The organism is Streptomyces sp. NPDC058796 (genome assembly GCF_042745235.1).
GTDB lineage: Bacteria > Actinomycetota > Actinomycetes > Streptomycetales > Streptomycetaceae > Streptomyces.
Genome location: NZ_JBHYOP010000032.1, coordinates 1 through 15,522 on the forward strand (window position 1 = coordinate 1; position 15,522 = coordinate 15,522).

Here is a 15,522-nt window from a genome sequence, read left to right on the forward strand (position 1 = left end):
CGTTCACCGACTCGATCGCGTTCGTTGTGCAGACGATCCGGCGGATCTCGGTGTCGAACCGCAGGAACGGGGTGAACTCCTCCCACGCGTTCTCCGTAAGTTGTTGGGTGGCCCGGGAGGGCTGGGTGTGGCACAGGCGTTCTTGTCTGCAGTGGCTCTGTGGGAGTGGCCGCCCGGCCCTCCGGGGCGCCCTGGCTGCTGATTGAGATGTGCGCTTCGGTCGCTGATTACGGAGATGACAGCGGGGTGTTCCTCGGGCCGACGGCATGCCGTGTGGAACGAGGAGGGGCAAGTGAGCAAGCGACGGGCCTGCGTCTGGGCCGGCATCGACGCGGGTAAGGGCCACCACTGGGCTGCGGCGGTCGACGAGACCGGGGCGACCTTGTGGTCGAAGAAGATCGACAATGACGAGTCGGCGATCCTGAGCGCGCTCGCCGAAATCCTGGACCTGGCGGATGAGGTCCGCTGGGCGGTTGATATCTCCGGCACGGCCTCCGCGCTACTTCTGGCCCTGCTCGCGGCGCACGGCCAGCAGGCCGTCTACGTTCCCGGCCGCACGGTCAACCGGATGGCTGGGGCCTACGGGGGCGAGGCGAAAACCGATGCCCGTGACGCCTACATCATCGCCGAGACCGCCCGGCACCGCCGGGACTTTGCGACCATCGATGTGCCCGCCCACCTGGCGGCCGAACTAGCCCTGTTGACCGCCCATCGCTCTGACCTGGTTGCAGACAGGGTGAGGATGATCAACCGTCTCCGCGATGTCCTGACCGGCGTCTTTCCCGCTCTGGAACGGTCTTTCGACTACTCGGCTCACAAAGGTGCCCTGGCGCTGTTGGTCGGCTATCAGACCCCCGCCGCGATCCGCCGCCGCGGCCGAGCCCGGCTCACGGCCTGGCTGGCCAACCGGGGCGTGCGCAGCGCTGACGCCGTCGCGGTCACTGCTCTGGAGGCTGCCCGGACCCAGCAGACCGCGCTGCCCGGCGAGGAGGTCGCCGCCCAAATCGTCGCTGACCTAGTGCTTTGACCGCATAGGTTCACCGGGTTCGAGAGTTGTGAGGGACCGGACGAACGGTTCGCGTGCTGGGGTGAGACGATCGCGCCGTGACCATCCACCTCCATGACTTCGATGGCGAGCACTCGCTGACGTTGGATGCCGGCGGCCTGGCTGCCGATGCCGCAGTAGTTGCCGCCGGGCACGAGCCGAACGGGTACTTCTGGGAGGGTCTCGTGCGGTTTGCCTGGCCCGATATTGCCGAGCAGGTCGATTTCGACAGCGAGGCTGGCATGTTCTGCGCGGTCGGCAGTTCGAGCGACCTCGCGCGACTCAAGATGGCTGTTGAATCCGTCATCACGAGCCCCGAGGCAGTCCGCGACATCATTGCCCGTGCGGAGGCTTCGGGCTTCGAGTTCGACGATTAACGCTGTGACTTCGCCGGGTTGAGCGGGGTCAGACTGCGGTCGGCAGTGGCCTGCCGCCCCAGCGGAGACCTCGTTCGCTGCGCACGCGTGCGCGTTCGCGGCGTTGGGCGGCCAGGACGTCGGGGTGGCGGGCGTTCTGGCTGCGCCAGCGCAGGTAGGCGTGCAGGGCCCAGGTCTGGACGGTGTGGTTCGGATGGCGGGAGTTGGCGAGGGTGAACTGCCGCAGTGGCCCGAAGTGGGCCTCGATGGGGTTGGCCCAGGACGCGTAGGTGGGTGTGAAACACAGCTCGACCTTGTTCCTGGCCGCCCACATGCGGATCTTCCAGTTCAGGTGGGCAGAGAGGTTGTCCAGGATCACGTAGATCGGGGCGCCGTCAGGACGGGCGGCCCGGATCGACCGCAGGGCCGCCCAGGTGTGGTCGATGCCCTTGCGACGCCGGTTGACACCCCACAGCTTGTCGTCGCCGACCGAGTAGCAGCCGTGGAAGTAGGTGATGCCGTGAGTGCGGCGGTAGGTGGCAGGCAGCCTGTCGGGGCTGCCCTACTTCTGCCAGCAGGAGCCAGCGGTGGGGCGGATGCCCAGCGGCCCGAACTCGTCGAAGGCAAACGTGCGGTCAGGACGCTCGTTGACCGCGTACTCGATCCGTTCCAGCTTGGCGTCTAAGGCCGGGTCTGGGGATTCCTTCCAGGTCTTCGTCCGCTGGAAAGTGATCCCCCGGCGTACCAGTAAGCACCGCAGGGCCTCGCGACCGATCCGGACAGGCCGGGCTATGTTCCTGCGCAGGTGATCGACCAGTTTGCGGATGGACCAGCGGGTGAAGGGCTTGCCCAGCACGGTGGGCCGGGTGGTGGCCGTCTGGATGACGCAGTCCTCGTCGTCACTGCTCAGCAGGCGGGGACGGCCTCCCGCCCACTGAGGGTTGAGGCATGCGAGCCCGATCTCGTTGAAGCGGTGGATCACGTCCCGGACGGTGTCCTCGTCCGCCTGGACCAGCCGCGCGATCACCGGGACCGTGCTACCGCCGGCCGAGGCCAGCAGCATCATCGCCCGCCGAAACCGCACCGAGCTCGTACTGCCCCGCCGAACGATCTGCTGAAGCTTCTGCCCCTCCTGCTCCGTCAGCCTCCGGACCTTGACCGGTGGTGCCACCCCGCCTCCCCTGCTGGTTGGACTCTCAACCAGCACAACGAGCAACCCGGCGAACCTATGCGGTCACAGCACTAGTGGGGCGGGAGCTTGCAGCGGCGGCCCCCCTCACGGGTGACGATGAGCACGGAACCCACTCGACCAGGGCGTGCGGCAGGTCGAGTGCGCAGGATAGGGCACCAACGAGGCTCCTGCTCTGTTGAGTTGAGACGTCGAACACTTCTCTCAACGGCACAGGAGCCTCATGCGTTGCGGAACCTCATCCCGTCACCTGATCAGTGGCCACTCTCAAAGAGCTCAGTGCGTCGGTCCAACTACAGTAGACATCGGCTACCGATCAGCGTCCCTACTCCTACCAGAATGAAGTTGATATACATGATTTTTCGGAAGTGGCGCACACGCTGGGAGAGATAGAGAGGTTGGTGCACCCCGTGTGGCCATCAGCCAGAGGACTCGACACACCATGATCACCCGGAGCCGCGCCTGTGCGAGCCGTCTGCCGACCTGTCGGCATCGCGGCTAACGCAGGCCTCCGGCCATACCGGCAACGTCGGACCGATCACGAGAACAATAGAGTCTCGCTGGACAGCCTTGGACGCATCAGAAAGGGAAACTCATTCATGAATAGCGAATTTGACTCTGCCAGAGTCGCGGATGCCTGGCCACGGATTGTTCGCTGGCTCGAATACAACACCCCCGTCCACGCGGAGGCCTTGAATCTTCCGGCGACGGAAGAGCAGATCACGGCCGCAGAAAAGAGGATGGGCGTTAGATTCCCCTTGGAGTTGCGCACGTGGCTCCTAATGAACAACGGAAGTACGGCGCTGCGCGAAGGCGAAACTTACGCCACCCTCTCACCGCTTCCCCAAGGGTATGCATTTATGGATCTTGACATGATATCTGGGGTCTATGCAGGGAAGCGTGAATACCAGCGCCAGATGAAATGCGCCGGGGACGAATTCATGTACTGGGCTCACAACTGGATCCCAGTTATCCAGGCATTCGACTCAGAATATGGCCTGTTCCTCGACGCTTCTGAAGGAGGTGCGGCCTGCCCTGTGTACAGTTACGGGGAAGATGACATTGTCGAGGTAGGCCACACGGTGCCATCCTTTTCGTCACTCGGTACGTACCTGACGAACGTGGCCGATGCACTTGAGGGAACCGTACCCTGGGGACGAAGGGATGGATACGCCGGGAAGTTTCCTGTTGTACGCGAAGGCACCCTGCACTGGTGACGTGAGGATCGAGGCCAAGGGGCACAGCTCCTTGGCCTCGACCGCGCTTCAGACTAGATGGAGCCAGTGTATCCGTTCAGATCGAGCCAGTACTGATCCTTGTCCATCAGTCTGTTCTGATTCCTGAAGCCACCGAATGGCCGCATGGACTGCGTGTTCTGATTGTTGGAAATCGTTGAGCGCGCACACTTCTCATTCCACGTCGGAAGTGGGTAGCGCGCATCCAGATGAAGCTGCCAGACTCCGTTGCTTCCCTTCTTGGCGTACGTAGTGAGACACTCGTCACCGCTGTCTACCGGATTGAATCCACCAGCTAGTGCCGGCATTCCCGCACTATTGTACGTCGCGGCGAATGCCAGTTCGTCACAGCTGGGAACGTCAGGTTTCTTGGGGTCACCTTCATCCAGCTCCGGTGAGAGCGTTACGTTCTGGTTCCGCTTCCAGGAGTCCGGGCAGATGACGTCCCGGTTGGCCTTACTCTGCTTCTTGTCGGGGTCGTTACGTGACATGACGTCGGGGCCGAGGTAGGTGAGGGGTGAGTTGTGCTTTTTACTTCCGAAGTGCCCGGGCAGCTTCTCTTGAGCCAGCCACGCGTGCGCCGCCGCAGCAGGGAACTTCTGAGAGTTCATCACGTACGTCGGCTTGTACCGATCGAATACGCATCCGGGCGTAGTCATGACCTTCGTGTCGCATCGGATTTGCGCGGGCACTCCGGTCGATATTTCGGCATCAGCCGGGTTGGACAATCCGCCGATTGTTCCGTCCATCTCCCACTTAAGGGCAATGAGGTCGGACTGCCTTCCTTGCCCCCAGTTCCATAGCTGCTGCATGGAGTAGAGGTGACGATCGCCGATCGACCAGTCCCAGTGTGGGTTTCCGGTTTGAGTTCGAGGACCGTTTCTCGTGCAGTCGATGCTGCATGAGCCGCTGGCGCTGAGATAGAAGGGGAGTGTACTGGCTTCGCCTGTCATGAGGGTGGGCATGACTTTGAGGGTGCTGGCGAAGCCGCTTTCGTTCTGGTGAAGCTTGATTTCGTATTGGAAGTCGAAGGTTGCAGTTCCGGTAATCTTTCCGTTTACCCTTTTAATAAATCCGAACTGCCCCTTGATGCAGCCTTCATAGCGGTTGGTCCACACCTTGGTTGCGGCCCCTACGCCGAACGGTTTTGCGCTACACCAGCTCACCCATGTGTTCTTCGGGTCTGAGAATGCCTTCTGGATCTGGTCTGACGGCATGCCAGGGGTCGGCACTTCCGGGGTCATGTCGGAAGGCGTGGTGACGCTACTCGGCTGCGCTGCGCTGACGTCAGGGTCACCGAATGTGATCTTCGTCATTCCGGAGTAGTCACCAGGGACGAAGGCGATGGCATCGAAGGCGATGTCCTTGTCACCCGTACCGCCGCTATTGAAATTCGACAGGCTGACTTCGGGAAGTATGTCGTTGAAGCGGTACGCGCCCAAGTCGACCCATTTATTCGACTGGTTGGCGTCCTGAGATATCTTCTTTGTCTTGGTGCCGAACGCCGTCTTGATCTTGTAAGCGGCCTCGCCGGTCTGCGCCCCGTGGTCCGGGATGTGTGCGTAGACCTTGGCTTGGCCTTCGCCGGGAACCTTCTGCCCGAGCTTCCAGACACCGGTCACCTGCATCCGGTTGGCGGTTCCCATCGTGGATTCCGGCTGACGGGTGTGGGTGAACCAGAAGTGGTTGCCGTATCCGGCGCCAATCTGGTGGGTGTCCATCTTGCCTGGGTAGGTGCCGTTCCACATGTGGTAGTTCAGCGTGAACGTACCGTCGGACTGTACGGGTCCGCAGCCTCGCGACATGGAGCCGGCCGGTGTGACTCCGTTGGGTACGTCGTCCACGATCAGTGCGTTGTCGGGAAGTCCGCTGCTGCAGCGCGGCGGGTAGGAGTTGGCGTCGGGCTGCTCAGGGTATGAGGTGTTGAACCGATGCACCTGGTAGCCGCACTGGGCCAGTTCGTCGCAGCTCTTCCACTCCACCGACTGATTCCACCAGCAGTGCAGCCAGTGGGGATTGGTGTCACTCTCGCCCGCGTCGAGAGTGCAGGCGCCCTGGCCGGGATCGTTGGAGTCACCATCGGCGATCTTGCCGGGATCGCAGGAGTTGGAGGAGTCGCAGAACAGGTCGATCGGCGGCTTGGCCTGCGTGCGGTAGGCCTTGCTGTTCCACCAGGCCGGGCGGTATCCGGCCTGCATGTCGCCGGGCGCGAACAGGGCGGAGATGGGACGTGCTGCCCAGCCGATGACCTTCTCCTGGTAAGGCCAGTCCTGCGGGTGTGCGGCGTCGGCGTAGTTGTCGTCCCCGAGTGAGTTCTCCAGGAACGGCAGCCGGTTGGCCTTCCACAGCGGGTTGGCGGGGTTGTTGGTCCAGCCGACCCCCCAGTGGCCGGAGGAGTCCGCTTCTGCTTGGGGGTAGAAGCCGGAGTTGTAGGCCCACAGGGCGAAGAACCAGTTTTCGATCCACTTCGGGTGGCCGTCGTTGACCTTCATTCCCGCCTTGCGGGTCTGGTTCCACTTCTCCGAAAGGATCTGGGCGCCGGCGGCGATGTTGGCCGTGTAGTCGAGGGCGACGGCTTCCTGCTGGAGGGCCGTCTTGGTCGGCTGGCCGTGGCCGGGCAGGCGCATGCCGTCGGTGACCTGGGTGATGCCGTATCCGCAGTCGGCGTCGGCCCAGTGGATCGCCCATGGGTCCTGCTGCTCGCCGTCGGGGGCGTAGTCGACGCCGTAGTAGTTGCCGATGAGGCTGTTGGCGGTGACTCCGGGCACCGCGAAGCGGGTGGCCTGCCACATGTTGGACTCCTGGGCGGTGACGCCGAGGAGGATCTGGGACGGGATGTGCCAGCGGTCGTTGTCGCCGTCCTCGGAGTCCAGCTGGTCGTTGGGGTCGCCTTCGAGGAGGATGGGCGGGAAGAGGCTCTGTGGTGAGTAGCCGGCCATGCCGGTGTTCTTCCAGTTCGCCGGCCGGTAGAGGTTGAGTCTGCCGACGACGGCCTGGTCCACCGCCCACTCGACCTGGCGGGGGGTGGGCTGGAAGGCCTGCTTCTTCACGTCGTTGCGGGCGACGCTGCAGGTCCGCTCGGACACGTCCTCGCTCGGATCGGACGGCGAAGAGCTGAGGAGCTGTGTACGTGCCGTCTGTGTGGAGACACCGTCGCCAGCTGCGGACGCGCCGGGCTCCGTCTGAGACCTGGCGTTCTTCCGGGGCTTCGGAAGAACAGGCGAGGCCGCTTTCCCCTGCTTCTCGGACGTCTGCCCGCCGAGACGGTCCTTGCCCGGCCTGGCGTCGAGAGTGACGGTCTTCTTCGTTTCCAGCAGGCGCAGGGTGGTGCGTGCGGTGCGCTCGGTCAGTGCTTCTTCGGGGCGGATGCGGGTGTCCTTGCCGTCCGCCCAGGCGGTGGTGACCGCGGCGTGGCCGTGGCTGGAAAGGCGGGCGTCCTTGGCGATGCCGCCCGGGTTCTTCACCTTCTTCGGCAGGGCGCCCTTGTTCTTGGCCTTGCCGGTGATGTAGACGGTGCCGTTGGCCGACGAGGTGAGGTCCCAGTCGGTGAGCTTGCCCGAGGCAACCGTGTCCGCCGTCGCGTCGCGCTTGTTGAGCTGGCCGGCGTTCAGGTGCTGGGCGTAGCTCGTGGGCGATTTCTTGCTGCTGTTGTCCTTGGTGCGGTCGATGTAGGTGAGACCGCCGGCGGAGTCAACGGTGAGCTGGAACGGCACGGACCGGGTGTGGGTGATCTCTGTGAGCTTGCCCTTGGTCCCTGCTTTGACCAGCCAGTTGCCGTGCGCGGCGACCACGCCGTCTTTCGTCGGGACGGCTGAAGTGACCTGACCCGGGAAAGTCAGAGGCTTCGCGGCCTTGCCGGTTTCGGCGTTCACGTTGAACAGGCGGGTCTGTTGTCTGGCGTCGTCCTCGTAGGACAGCTGAGTGAACACGGCCTGTTCAGCGCTGCCGCAGCCGGGGCTGAAGTAGGCCAGTGACGCCTGGAACGGCAGTTTAGTGACCTTGCCGGACTCGAGGTCGACGATGGCACTGAACGCGCCCCGGGCCATGAGTTCGGGCTCATTGGTGAAGGTGCGTGGTGCGTAGGCGACCGCGGCACGCTTGCCCGACTCGGTCAGACAGGCGTTGCCGATCCAGGTGTCGGCCTCGAAGCCGGGCTCGGACAGGGTCGCTGCGGTCTTCCAGGCGTAACCGTCGGCCTCGTTTGCGACCAAGAGGTGGAAGCCGGTGCCGTCACCGGAGGTGGTGAACGCGCGGTCGTCGGACTGCTTGTAGTCGTTGCCCAGCGCAGCAGCCCGGTTCTTGGAGGGGACAGCCGCGGGCTTGTCCACGTCCACGGTGTCGGGCGCCTTGTACTGGGCTGCGCCCTTCGGTGGGCTGGTCGGGTCGGCAGCCTGTGCGGGCATCGTCAGCGGCAGCGTCAATGCGGTTGCCATGCTGACGATGACCGGCACACGCAGCCGGTGCATCGGTCTCTTCACACTCTTCCTCGAGGGTAGTGATGAACGGTCCGCTCAGGCCGGCTCTTGGGCGGCCTGACGGATCTCTACCGCCAGGTCTTCCAGGCGGATGCTGTGAGCGCCCTGGACGCTGATCTCGGTCAGCAGGGTGGCGTCGGGGGCCACGAGGCCGCCGCTGTCGACGGCCCCTTGATGGAGATCCACGGGCTGTCCGTGCGGGCTGGCGTGGATCCAGATGTGTGCAGTGACGACGCGGGCCGCATCGGACGGGTTGGTGAGGGTGACCGGGAAGGTCACCATGTCCCCGTCGCGGGCCGGCGCGTAGACACTCACACTGCCGTCCGCGGACACCGCAGCACGGGTACCGAGCCGCTTTCGCTGGTCTGCCGTGAGCGTTTCGGTCAACACCTCGGCTGACGGCGAAGCCGTCGCCTGATGCGAGGGAAAGCCGTGCGAGAGATCGTCATTCGCGCTGTCTGCGAGTGACACTCCGCCGAACACGGCACCGGCCACAAGTGCTGCACCGACTCCTACGATGGCCACGATGCGTCCCGCGCCCGCCATTACTGCGCCAGCTTCGCGTTCGCGGCGGTCACTGCGCTGCTGTTGCGTGTACGAATATCGCTCAGCTTGTCCTTGTGCTGGGCGATCAGCTTCTTCTGGATCTTCACTTCCTTGGCGAACCACACGGCGACCAGGCCGGTCTTCTTCTTGCAGTCGATCTCTGCCAGCGCGACAGCGATCTCCTCCTGCGACGCCTTCCCCTCGCCGTGCGGTACCGAGTCCGCCGCCTCGAACGGTGTCGCCAGGCCGGCGTAGCCGGCGTCCGTCATGCACTGCGACCAGTCGGTGAGCGCCTTCTTCACCGCCGGGTCCTCCATGGACTGCGTGAAGCTCTGACCGTTCAGTTCCGAAACGAAGGCAAGTTCTTCGTCGGTGGGCTGCACGATCTGCTTCCTGGCCCAGCGGTTGCAGCCGCCTTCGTGGATCTTCTTGCCCTTGTGAGACTCGGGCGCGGCCTTCGCTGCAGCGGCTCTTCCAGCCCTCTCCGAGGATTTGAGCCCGTTGCCTACCGGGCACCGCCGAAGTCTCCGCAGGCGCATTGTCGCCTCCCGCTGTCGGTGTGGGTTTCGGATCGGCGCTGTCGGCGACAGCAACGGCTTGTATAAGCCCAGTCGGAACGGCTGCGGCGGTGAGGCCGGCCAGCCCTGTGCGGAATGATCTCGACACGCTCAACGGGAGGAGTCCTTCGTCGTGTGAACGGAACGGGGGAGCGCGGCACAGCGAACCGGCCGTCATCTACCCGTCACTCATGACGCTTAGATGACGGCCGACGATGGCCGGCTATCTGCTCGAGTCCCGACGGCGGGCCCAGCCAGGTGGCCTTGCCGAGAGACTCATGGCCCTCCCCGCACAAGAGGCCTTGCTGCTTGTTGCCGGGCTACTGCGATGCCGCCTTCGCCATGGCAACGATGGTCTTGGTGCCGGATGCCACCCGGTTGAGCTCGTCCTCATGCTGAACGATGGCGGTCTGCTGCAGTTTGGCTTCCGCGTTGAACCAGATCTTCTCGATCTGGTACTTGTCCCGGCATGCGACGTCAGCCTTGGCCGTGGCGATTTCCGCGTCAGTAACCGTGGACGGATCGTTGAACTGAGGGTCGTCGTTGGCATCCATGGGCTTGGCGTAGTCGTAGCCCTTGTCCTTCATGCACGACGACCACTGAGCGAATGCTGCGACGACCTGGGGGTCCTGTTCGGCCTGGCGGAAGGCGTCACCGCTGATCTGCTGCGCGAGGTCGTCGGCAGGAAGGGCTGGCGCCGTGCCATCGGCCTGGGTCACACAGTTGCGCAGCGAACCCTCGTCGGCGCCTGACTCGTCGACTGCACCTTCTTCCATGGCCGCGTCGTAGGCCTTCTGCTCTTCGGCGTCAGGGTGGTAGCCGCGCTCGGCGGCCTTCGCGGCGTCGTGGATGCCGTAGCGCCAGTCGGTCAGTGTTTTCCCTCCGAGCGCTGGCAGATCGGGGGCCGGTGTCCACTCCGGGTAGCCGGCGTCAGCCATGCAAGCGTCGATCACTTCATCCCGGCTGCTGGACACAAGCCTGTGCTCTGCTCGAGTCGGCAGGTATGCCTCGATGGGCAGTTTCCAGGTGGCCGGGTCGTCAGGATCGCCCATCGTGGCTTTGGCGACCGCCTGCTGCGGCGCGCTGGCGGGGCCCCGGGACTCCTGGGAACTGTCAGGCAATGTCGCGGCAAATGCCACGACTCCGACGGTCGCGGCGGCAAGGACCGGGACCGCGATTAAGGTGGTCTTCTTGTTCTTCTGCTGACTCATGTCACTCTCCTGCCGGCCCGGCCGCTCTTGTCAGGACGATGTCCACTCGAACGATGCGTTTTCGTTGTAGACGTTCCGGAATTGAGCGATGCTCTGTCCGGGGCCCATGACATCCGCCGGGCCCTTGTAGCCACTGTTGTAATGCACATTGGCAATGTACTTGTAGTGATCGTTCTCGGCCGACGCCGCATTGTTCTTAATTCTCTGCCCAGATCCGGGCCACGGGCTGCTGGCACCGATTTGACAGAACCTGAGCGGGTACGCGCCCGGGTCACTCCCGCCGGGCCTCACGGCATTGAAGTCCCACACTGAGTAGCCGATGTTCCGCCACGAGCCGTTCAGCCCGGAGTTGTAGTAGATGTGGAATTTGAAGGCAGAGCTTGAGGGCCACTCCTGACATGCCTCCATGCTGTGGAGGTTGGCGTCATCGCCGCTGCCCGCATGGGCGGAACCTGGCGTGGACAGTGCCAGGGCCACAGCCGCGCAGACGCCCGACAACGCTAAGCGCTTGGATCTTGTAGACATACCGCCACTCTCCTTGACCGTCAATGAGCTGTTTTGACCCGAAAGGGGCTGCGCTCAGGTTTTGCGCGCGGGCACTTCTGCTGAAGCACGGCTTCGAGATCGCGGATCCTCACCCGCAGTCAGACCGGACGCACCCCGGCCGACTGAGGCATCCTCCTTGCAGCGGCCAAGGGAGGGTGCGTCGACGCAGCAGACTCGCACCATCACCACCCCCTCCGTTAACACTTGCCTGGCCACGATCGGTGCAGAGCATATGTAGAACGTGCGTGAATCAATAGAGCCACAAGGTACTCAAAGGCGACACATAGGAAGCGATCGGATGACGCTTTCGCGTCACGCTGTGGGGTGGTAAGCCAGTGGCGGAAGTAGCGCATAGTGCCGCCACCACGCCACATGCCCTGTAGCCAGAGATGCGAGCAGGGCTGTTTCGGCCATGAGGTGGAAGTGACAGGCGACATCGACGAACATATCTGGAGGTCAGACTTCCGGAACGCGCTACTGCAGGCAGCCCCGCCTGCGCTGATTGCGGAGGGCGACCGGAAAAGGGGGATCTGTCGGCTGGACGAACCGGACGATCACGCCTCGGCTGGTCCCGGGGCGGACTGATCAAGAAGGTCCATCTCGCCTGCGTCGGCAAGGTCCGTCCTCTGGCTCTCCTCGTTTATGTGGGGTTCAGCGGGGTGATGCCGGTACCCGCGTACAGTTCGGGTTCCAGCGACAGGACCGTCAGCGGCTCCCCCGCCTTCACCGCGTGCCAGGCGATCGCAGCAGCGTGGGCCACCGGCCAGTCCACGTTTGTCCAGTCCATCGCGTCCACTGCGTGCGCCGCGGTGAATGGAACGTTCTCCGCGAACCGTAGGGATGCCGCGAGCTGGCCGGCGCCCGCAACCTGCCGTTCGGCAGCGAGCACGGACAGGGAGGGGATGATGACGCGGCCGGTGCCGCGCGAGGCCTCGATGTAGAGGCCCGTGAAGAAGGAGTCCGCGCGGTACAGGGCGGCCAGAGCCGTGTGGTCCAAGACGGCCGTCAGGTTCATGCGGCGGCGCCGCCCTGATGAGCGCGGATTCTCGCCCAGGCGTCCTGTCCGACCTGCTGAACCTGCTCGGTGTACTCAATCCCCAGCTCACGGGCCGCCTCGGCAGCACGCTGCTCCCGCTCGACCTCCGTGAGCTCACGCGTGGCGAGCTCCTCCAGCAGCTCGGTGATGGTGGTGCCGCGCTCCTCGGCGAGGACACGCAGCCGATCGCGTACTTCCTCGCTGGTCTTGATACTCGTCGGCTTACTCATACCAGCGATTCTACCGCCGGTAGAATCGCTGGGCCAGAGAGCTCGAGTCATCTGTGACTGGGCGCTTCGCGGCGAGTGAGCGGCTGAGTTGGCGATTGGAGCGTGGGGTGCCGACGGTGTGGTGAGCCGGGACGTGGGTCACACTCGAATCGGCCGGACGGAACGCAAGCGCGGCGGTCAGCGCCGGTGAGCGATGATCGAGCTGTCAGTGGCTGACTCTAGGGTCAGCCCTATGACAGCAGACCTGGTCCAGGATTCATGGAGCCGCATCGACGCGTGGCTGCGCGAGCACGCGCCTCGCACTTTCGCCACGCTCCTGCCGCCTGCGGGAGATGAGGAGATTGCGGCAGCACAGGAGGAACTGGGCATCACCTTTCCTCCGGACCTGATTGCTTCACTGCTCCAGCACAACGGGGCGCTGGACGGACCAGAGGCTTTCCGGTTCAGCACGCACGACCGGCTACTTGGGGTGAGTGGGATCCTCGAGGACACCGAGTTCATGCGCAACGTCGCCGACGGCCTTGACGAGGAGGAGGCCGAAGGCTACTGGCATCACGGCTACGTGAAGTTCGGTTCGTATGGGGTAACGGCGGACGGTCTCATGATCGATTGCCGTTCTGGGCGGGGCTCCTGCGGCGCGATCGGACGGTTCTTCGACGAGACCGGCACCAGTTTCGGGGAGGCCGACTCACTTGGTGGGTATCTGGCAGAGCTGGCTGGCCAGCTCGAGCAAGGCCGGGATGCTGGTGCCGTTACCTTCAACGGCCGGCTGCTCTGGGAGTGGGCTATGCCTACCCACCCGGAGTGGGGCAGTGCCGACGATCCTCTTCCCTCACCGGATGAGCAGCTACCGGAGCTGGACCTCTCCTGCAGTCCCACCGCCCCCCTCCATGCGATCTATCTGGACGGACTGGAGGAACTGGGTGCACTGCTCGCGGTCCTGCCGCGGGAGCGGGTGGCCGAGGCCGCTCGGAAGCAACTGCGCAGACTAGCGGTCGAAACGGGCCTCAGCAAGTACCCGGAGGTCAAGTCAGCCCTGGACGCGTTGGAACGGGGTGAAGTCCCCGCACGGCCGGACCAGACCGACCCGTTGGCCCTGCGACTACGCACGGTGCTCGTGCAGGCGAACGCCCACCGAGACGACACCCGCAGGTGGGCTGCGGAGAAATTGGCACACGGGATCTGGGGCTCGCCTTACAGGTCTGTGTATGAGAGCGCGGGCCTCCGCAGGCGCCTTACGGTCGACTGGCGTTCTGACCTGCATGCAGACCTGGGCCGACCGCCACTGCCACCGATACCCGACGAACAATTCTGGGGGACCCTGCGCAACCCCGCCGTCGACTCCAGCTGGTACGCAGCTCAGTACGCCCAAACCAGGACTGAGCCCAGGGGCTCCGGTTCCGCGTAAGCGCCTCACCTGGCGAGGCTCGCCAGATGAAGCGTTCCTTACCTTTCTGGCGGGTTGATTCCGGTCCTTCGTACGATCGGGAGACCCGGGGGCCTGGGTGTGGCTAGGAGCGCTCATGCCGTGGTTGTGGCTCTGACTGATTGGCCGCCCAGTTTGCTGCCCGTCTTCCGGCGGTCGACCGGCGACGGGCGGTCGCGGCACCCCCTTTTTCGCGCGGACGTAGGAGCCGTCCACGCATGCGCGACTCCGGTCGAGCTCGCCGGCCGTGTTCAGCTCAGCGAGCAGGAGACGGTGTAACCGCTCGAAGACCCCGGCCTTCTGCCAGCGGTTCAAGCGCCGCCAGCAGGTCTGTCCAGAGCCGAACCCCAGCTCTATGGGCAGAAGTTGCCAGGCGATGTCCTGGTGCAGGACGTACAAGATGCCCTGCAAACACAGCCGGTCCGGCACCGGCCTCGGGCCTGGGGACCGCTCTGGCCAAGGCGGCAGCAGTGGTTCGATCCGCACCCACAAGTCGTCATCCACAATCCACGGCCGAGTCGTCACACGACACGAACGGCCAGATCATCACATCGGTTACGTCCGATCAGGGCACCCCGACAAGATTTTGTTACGAGCTCTAAAGGTCGAACTCAAGGTGTTCGATGTCCGTGAAGCGGACCTCCTCCAGGGAACCGGCGCGGCGGCCGTTGTCCTGGAAGTACACCTCCTTAAGCGCTTCGGCCGCGATCTTCTGGAGCCGGGCATCGCTGGCACCCTGCTCCTGGGCGTCGAAGAGGCGCGCGGCGTACTGCGGGGGCAGGGCGACGGTTACTGAGATTTTCGAGTTGTAGTCGGGTAGTGGTGTTCAGTCCGCAGCATCAGCTCCGGCACAGCCTGATAGCCTGCGATCTTTGCCGGTCACCCGGACGGAGTCCCCCGGCGGGTCGCCATGTCACACCATCAGCAGCTCATGACAGCCCTCGATGCACTGGATCGTGCCTTCGCCTCTGAAGAGCCGTTCTCCGTCGGAGGCTGCACGTACTGCTACGGCGAGGAGGACTCGCCGAGCTCTCCGGACCGCTGCACCTCATACCCGACGACATGGTGTCCGCGGCCGCCGGAGAGGTGCCCAGCCACTGGGACGACTTCCCGCGCCTCTACCGCCGTCTCGTCCCACGCATCATCCGTCCCCTTGTCGCCGGTCAGTTCGACATCTCCGAGGAGCTGATCGCCACCCGGCTGGTCGAGGCGGGCTGGAGAACCTGGGACGCGCCCCTGGCCGACGCTCTTCGCAACGTCTGGACCGCATGGTGGCAGGTCACATTGCACACCCACCCCAGCCCAGTGCCCATCAGGGACACCCTCAGCCTCGTCACCGTCGCCACCGACAGCCTGTGCCCCTGGCTGAACATATGGACCGCCACCCGGACACCGGCCGCCGACGCGCACTTGGCGGACCTGATGGTCGACGTCCTGTTCGAATACGAGATCACCAACCTGAGCATGGGGTTCGACAGCGAGTACCACGCCACCGCCGAGCTGGTGAAATGGCTCCTCACCGATGTGCGCGCCCGTGTCACCGACTCCCGTCTCGATGACCCGGTCTTCATTCACGGGAGTGTCCAATAGACGGCGGATCCGATGATCAAGGAGACGCCTGAAGTGAGCGAGACCATCAGCGAGCACGAGTCGGTGGAGGAGCCGGTCGT

The 15,522-nt window shown here is 64.3% G+C and carries 10 protein-coding genes and 7 pseudogenes; 5 read left to right on the forward strand and 12 right to left on the reverse strand.

The genetic code is table 11. From position 1 onward, the window contains the following. Positions 1-94 (reverse strand): annotated as a pseudogene (locus ACFW47_RS34965) (transposase); the annotation flags it as partial. 198 nt (positions 95-292) lie between these two features. Between ACFW47_RS34965 and ACFW47_RS34970 the strand changes: the two are divergent. Together ACFW47_RS34970 and ACFW47_RS34975 are read left to right on the forward strand one after the other, a co-directional pair. Next, positions 293-1,018, forward strand: a pseudogene (locus ACFW47_RS34970) (IS110 family transposase); the annotation flags it as partial. Positions 1,019-1,104: 86 nt separating this feature from the next. Beyond that, positions 1,105-1,422 carry an Imm51 family immunity protein gene (locus ACFW47_RS34975; protein ID WP_107478562.1) on the forward strand — a complete coding sequence of 106 codons (318 nt, stop codon included), beginning with the start codon at positions 1,105-1,107 and terminating at the stop codon, positions 1,420-1,422. A gap of 28 nt (positions 1,423-1,450) precedes the next feature. On the opposite strand, the pseudogene ACFW47_RS34980 reads toward ACFW47_RS34975, so the two are convergent. Both ACFW47_RS34980 and ACFW47_RS34985 read right to left on the reverse strand, forming a co-directional pair. After that, positions 1,451-2,572, reverse strand: a pseudogene (locus ACFW47_RS34980) (IS630 family transposase). A gap of 74 nt (positions 2,573-2,646) precedes the next feature. After that, a pseudogene (locus ACFW47_RS34985) lies at positions 2,647-2,752 on the reverse strand (IS5/IS1182 family transposase); the annotation flags it as partial. A gap of 437 nt (positions 2,753-3,189) precedes the next feature. Between ACFW47_RS34985 and ACFW47_RS34990 the strand changes: the two are divergent. Continuing rightward, positions 3,190-3,807, forward strand: a complete 618-nt coding sequence (locus tag ACFW47_RS34990; protein WP_386308265.1) for an SMI1/KNR4 family protein — start codon at positions 3,190-3,192, stop codon at positions 3,805-3,807. A 53-nt stretch (positions 3,808-3,860) separates the two neighbouring features. Here the strand turns inward: ACFW47_RS34990 and ACFW47_RS34995 are convergent, their stop codons facing one another. From ACFW47_RS34995 to ACFW47_RS35025, 7 genes are all read right to left on the reverse strand, one after another. Beyond that, positions 3,861-8,291 (reverse strand): hypothetical protein, encoded by a 4,431-nt coding sequence (locus tag ACFW47_RS34995; protein ID WP_386308266.1) that lies wholly within the window; start codon positions 8,289-8,291, stop codon positions 3,861-3,863. A gap of 45 nt (positions 8,292-8,336) precedes the next feature. Continuing rightward, positions 8,337-8,825 carry a hypothetical protein gene (locus ACFW47_RS35000; RefSeq protein ID WP_386308267.1) on the reverse strand — a complete coding sequence of 163 codons (489 nt, stop codon included), beginning with the start codon at positions 8,823-8,825 and terminating at the stop codon, positions 8,337-8,339. Between the two features lie 20 nt (positions 8,826-8,845). Beyond that, positions 8,846-9,229: a hypothetical protein gene (locus ACFW47_RS35005; RefSeq protein WP_386308268.1), complete on the reverse strand. Its 384-nt coding sequence runs from the start codon at positions 9,227-9,229 to the stop codon at positions 8,846-8,848. 494 nt (positions 9,230-9,723) lie between these two features. Then, on the reverse strand, positions 9,724-10,614 hold the full coding sequence (locus ACFW47_RS35010) for a hypothetical protein (protein WP_386308269.1): 891 nt from the start codon (positions 10,612-10,614) through the stop codon (positions 9,724-9,726). Between the two features lie 30 nt (positions 10,615-10,644). Beyond that, the gene (locus ACFW47_RS35015; RefSeq protein ID WP_386308270.1) at positions 10,645-11,139 is read right to left on the reverse strand and encodes a hypothetical protein; all 495 of its coding nucleotides are present in this window, start codon (positions 11,137-11,139) and stop codon (positions 10,645-10,647) included. Between the two features lie 661 nt (positions 11,140-11,800). Next, a complete protein-coding gene (locus tag ACFW47_RS35020; protein ID WP_386308271.1) occupies positions 11,801-12,175 on the reverse strand; it encodes a PIN domain-containing protein in 375 nt (124 codons plus the stop codon). Next, positions 12,172-12,426, reverse strand: coding sequence for a hypothetical protein (locus tag ACFW47_RS35025; protein WP_386308272.1), 255 nt, complete (start codon positions 12,424-12,426; stop codon positions 12,172-12,174). The genes ACFW47_RS35020 and ACFW47_RS35025 overlap by 4 nt, the downstream gene beginning before the upstream one ends. Positions 12,427-12,658: 232 nt before the next feature. On the opposite strand from ACFW47_RS35025, the gene ACFW47_RS35030 reads away from it, so the two are divergent. Next, complete coding sequence (locus ACFW47_RS35030) at positions 12,659-13,834, forward strand: SMI1/KNR4 family protein (RefSeq protein ID WP_386308273.1); 1,176 nt, start codon at positions 12,659-12,661, stop codon at positions 13,832-13,834. 171 nt (positions 13,835-14,005) lie between these two features. Here ACFW47_RS35030 and ACFW47_RS35035 read toward each other — a convergent pair. Next, positions 14,006-14,359: pseudogene (locus ACFW47_RS35035) on the reverse strand (transposase); the annotation flags it as partial. Between the two features lie 91 nt (positions 14,360-14,450). Further along, positions 14,451-14,645, reverse strand: a pseudogene (gene tpg, locus ACFW47_RS35040) (telomere-protecting terminal protein Tpg); the annotation flags it as partial. Between the two features lie 117 nt (positions 14,646-14,762). Between tpg and ACFW47_RS35045 the strand changes: the two are divergent. Then, positions 14,763-15,442, forward strand: a pseudogene (locus ACFW47_RS35045) (hypothetical protein). Positions 15,443-15,522 lie beyond the last annotated feature (80 nt).

What these genes read in the sequence shown, in the direction of transcription:
- ACFW47_RS34990 (WP_386308265.1), top strand. Translation starts at nt 3,190, where the DNA reads ATGAATAGCGAATTTGACTCTGCCAGAGTCGCGGATGCCTGGCCACGG.
- ACFW47_RS34995 (WP_386308266.1), bottom strand. Translation starts at nt 8,291, where the DNA reads ATGCACCGGCTGCGTGTGCCGGTCATCGTCAGCATGGCAACCGCATTG.
- ACFW47_RS35010 (WP_386308269.1), bottom strand. Translation starts at nt 10,614, where the DNA reads ATGAGTCAGCAGAAGAACAAGAAGACCACCTTAATCGCGGTCCCGGTC.
- ACFW47_RS35015 (WP_386308270.1), bottom strand. Translation starts at nt 11,139, where the DNA reads ATGTCTACAAGATCCAAGCGCTTAGCGTTGTCGGGCGTCTGCGCGGCT.
- ACFW47_RS35020 (WP_386308271.1), bottom strand. Translation starts at nt 12,175, where the DNA reads ATGAACCTGACGGCCGTCTTGGACCACACGGCTCTGGCCGCCCTGTAC.
- ACFW47_RS35025 (WP_386308272.1), bottom strand. Translation starts at nt 12,426, where the DNA reads ATGAGTAAGCCGACGAGTATCAAGACCAGCGAGGAAGTACGCGATCGG.
- ACFW47_RS35030 (WP_386308273.1), top strand. Translation starts at nt 12,659, where the DNA reads ATGACAGCAGACCTGGTCCAGGATTCATGGAGCCGCATCGACGCGTGG.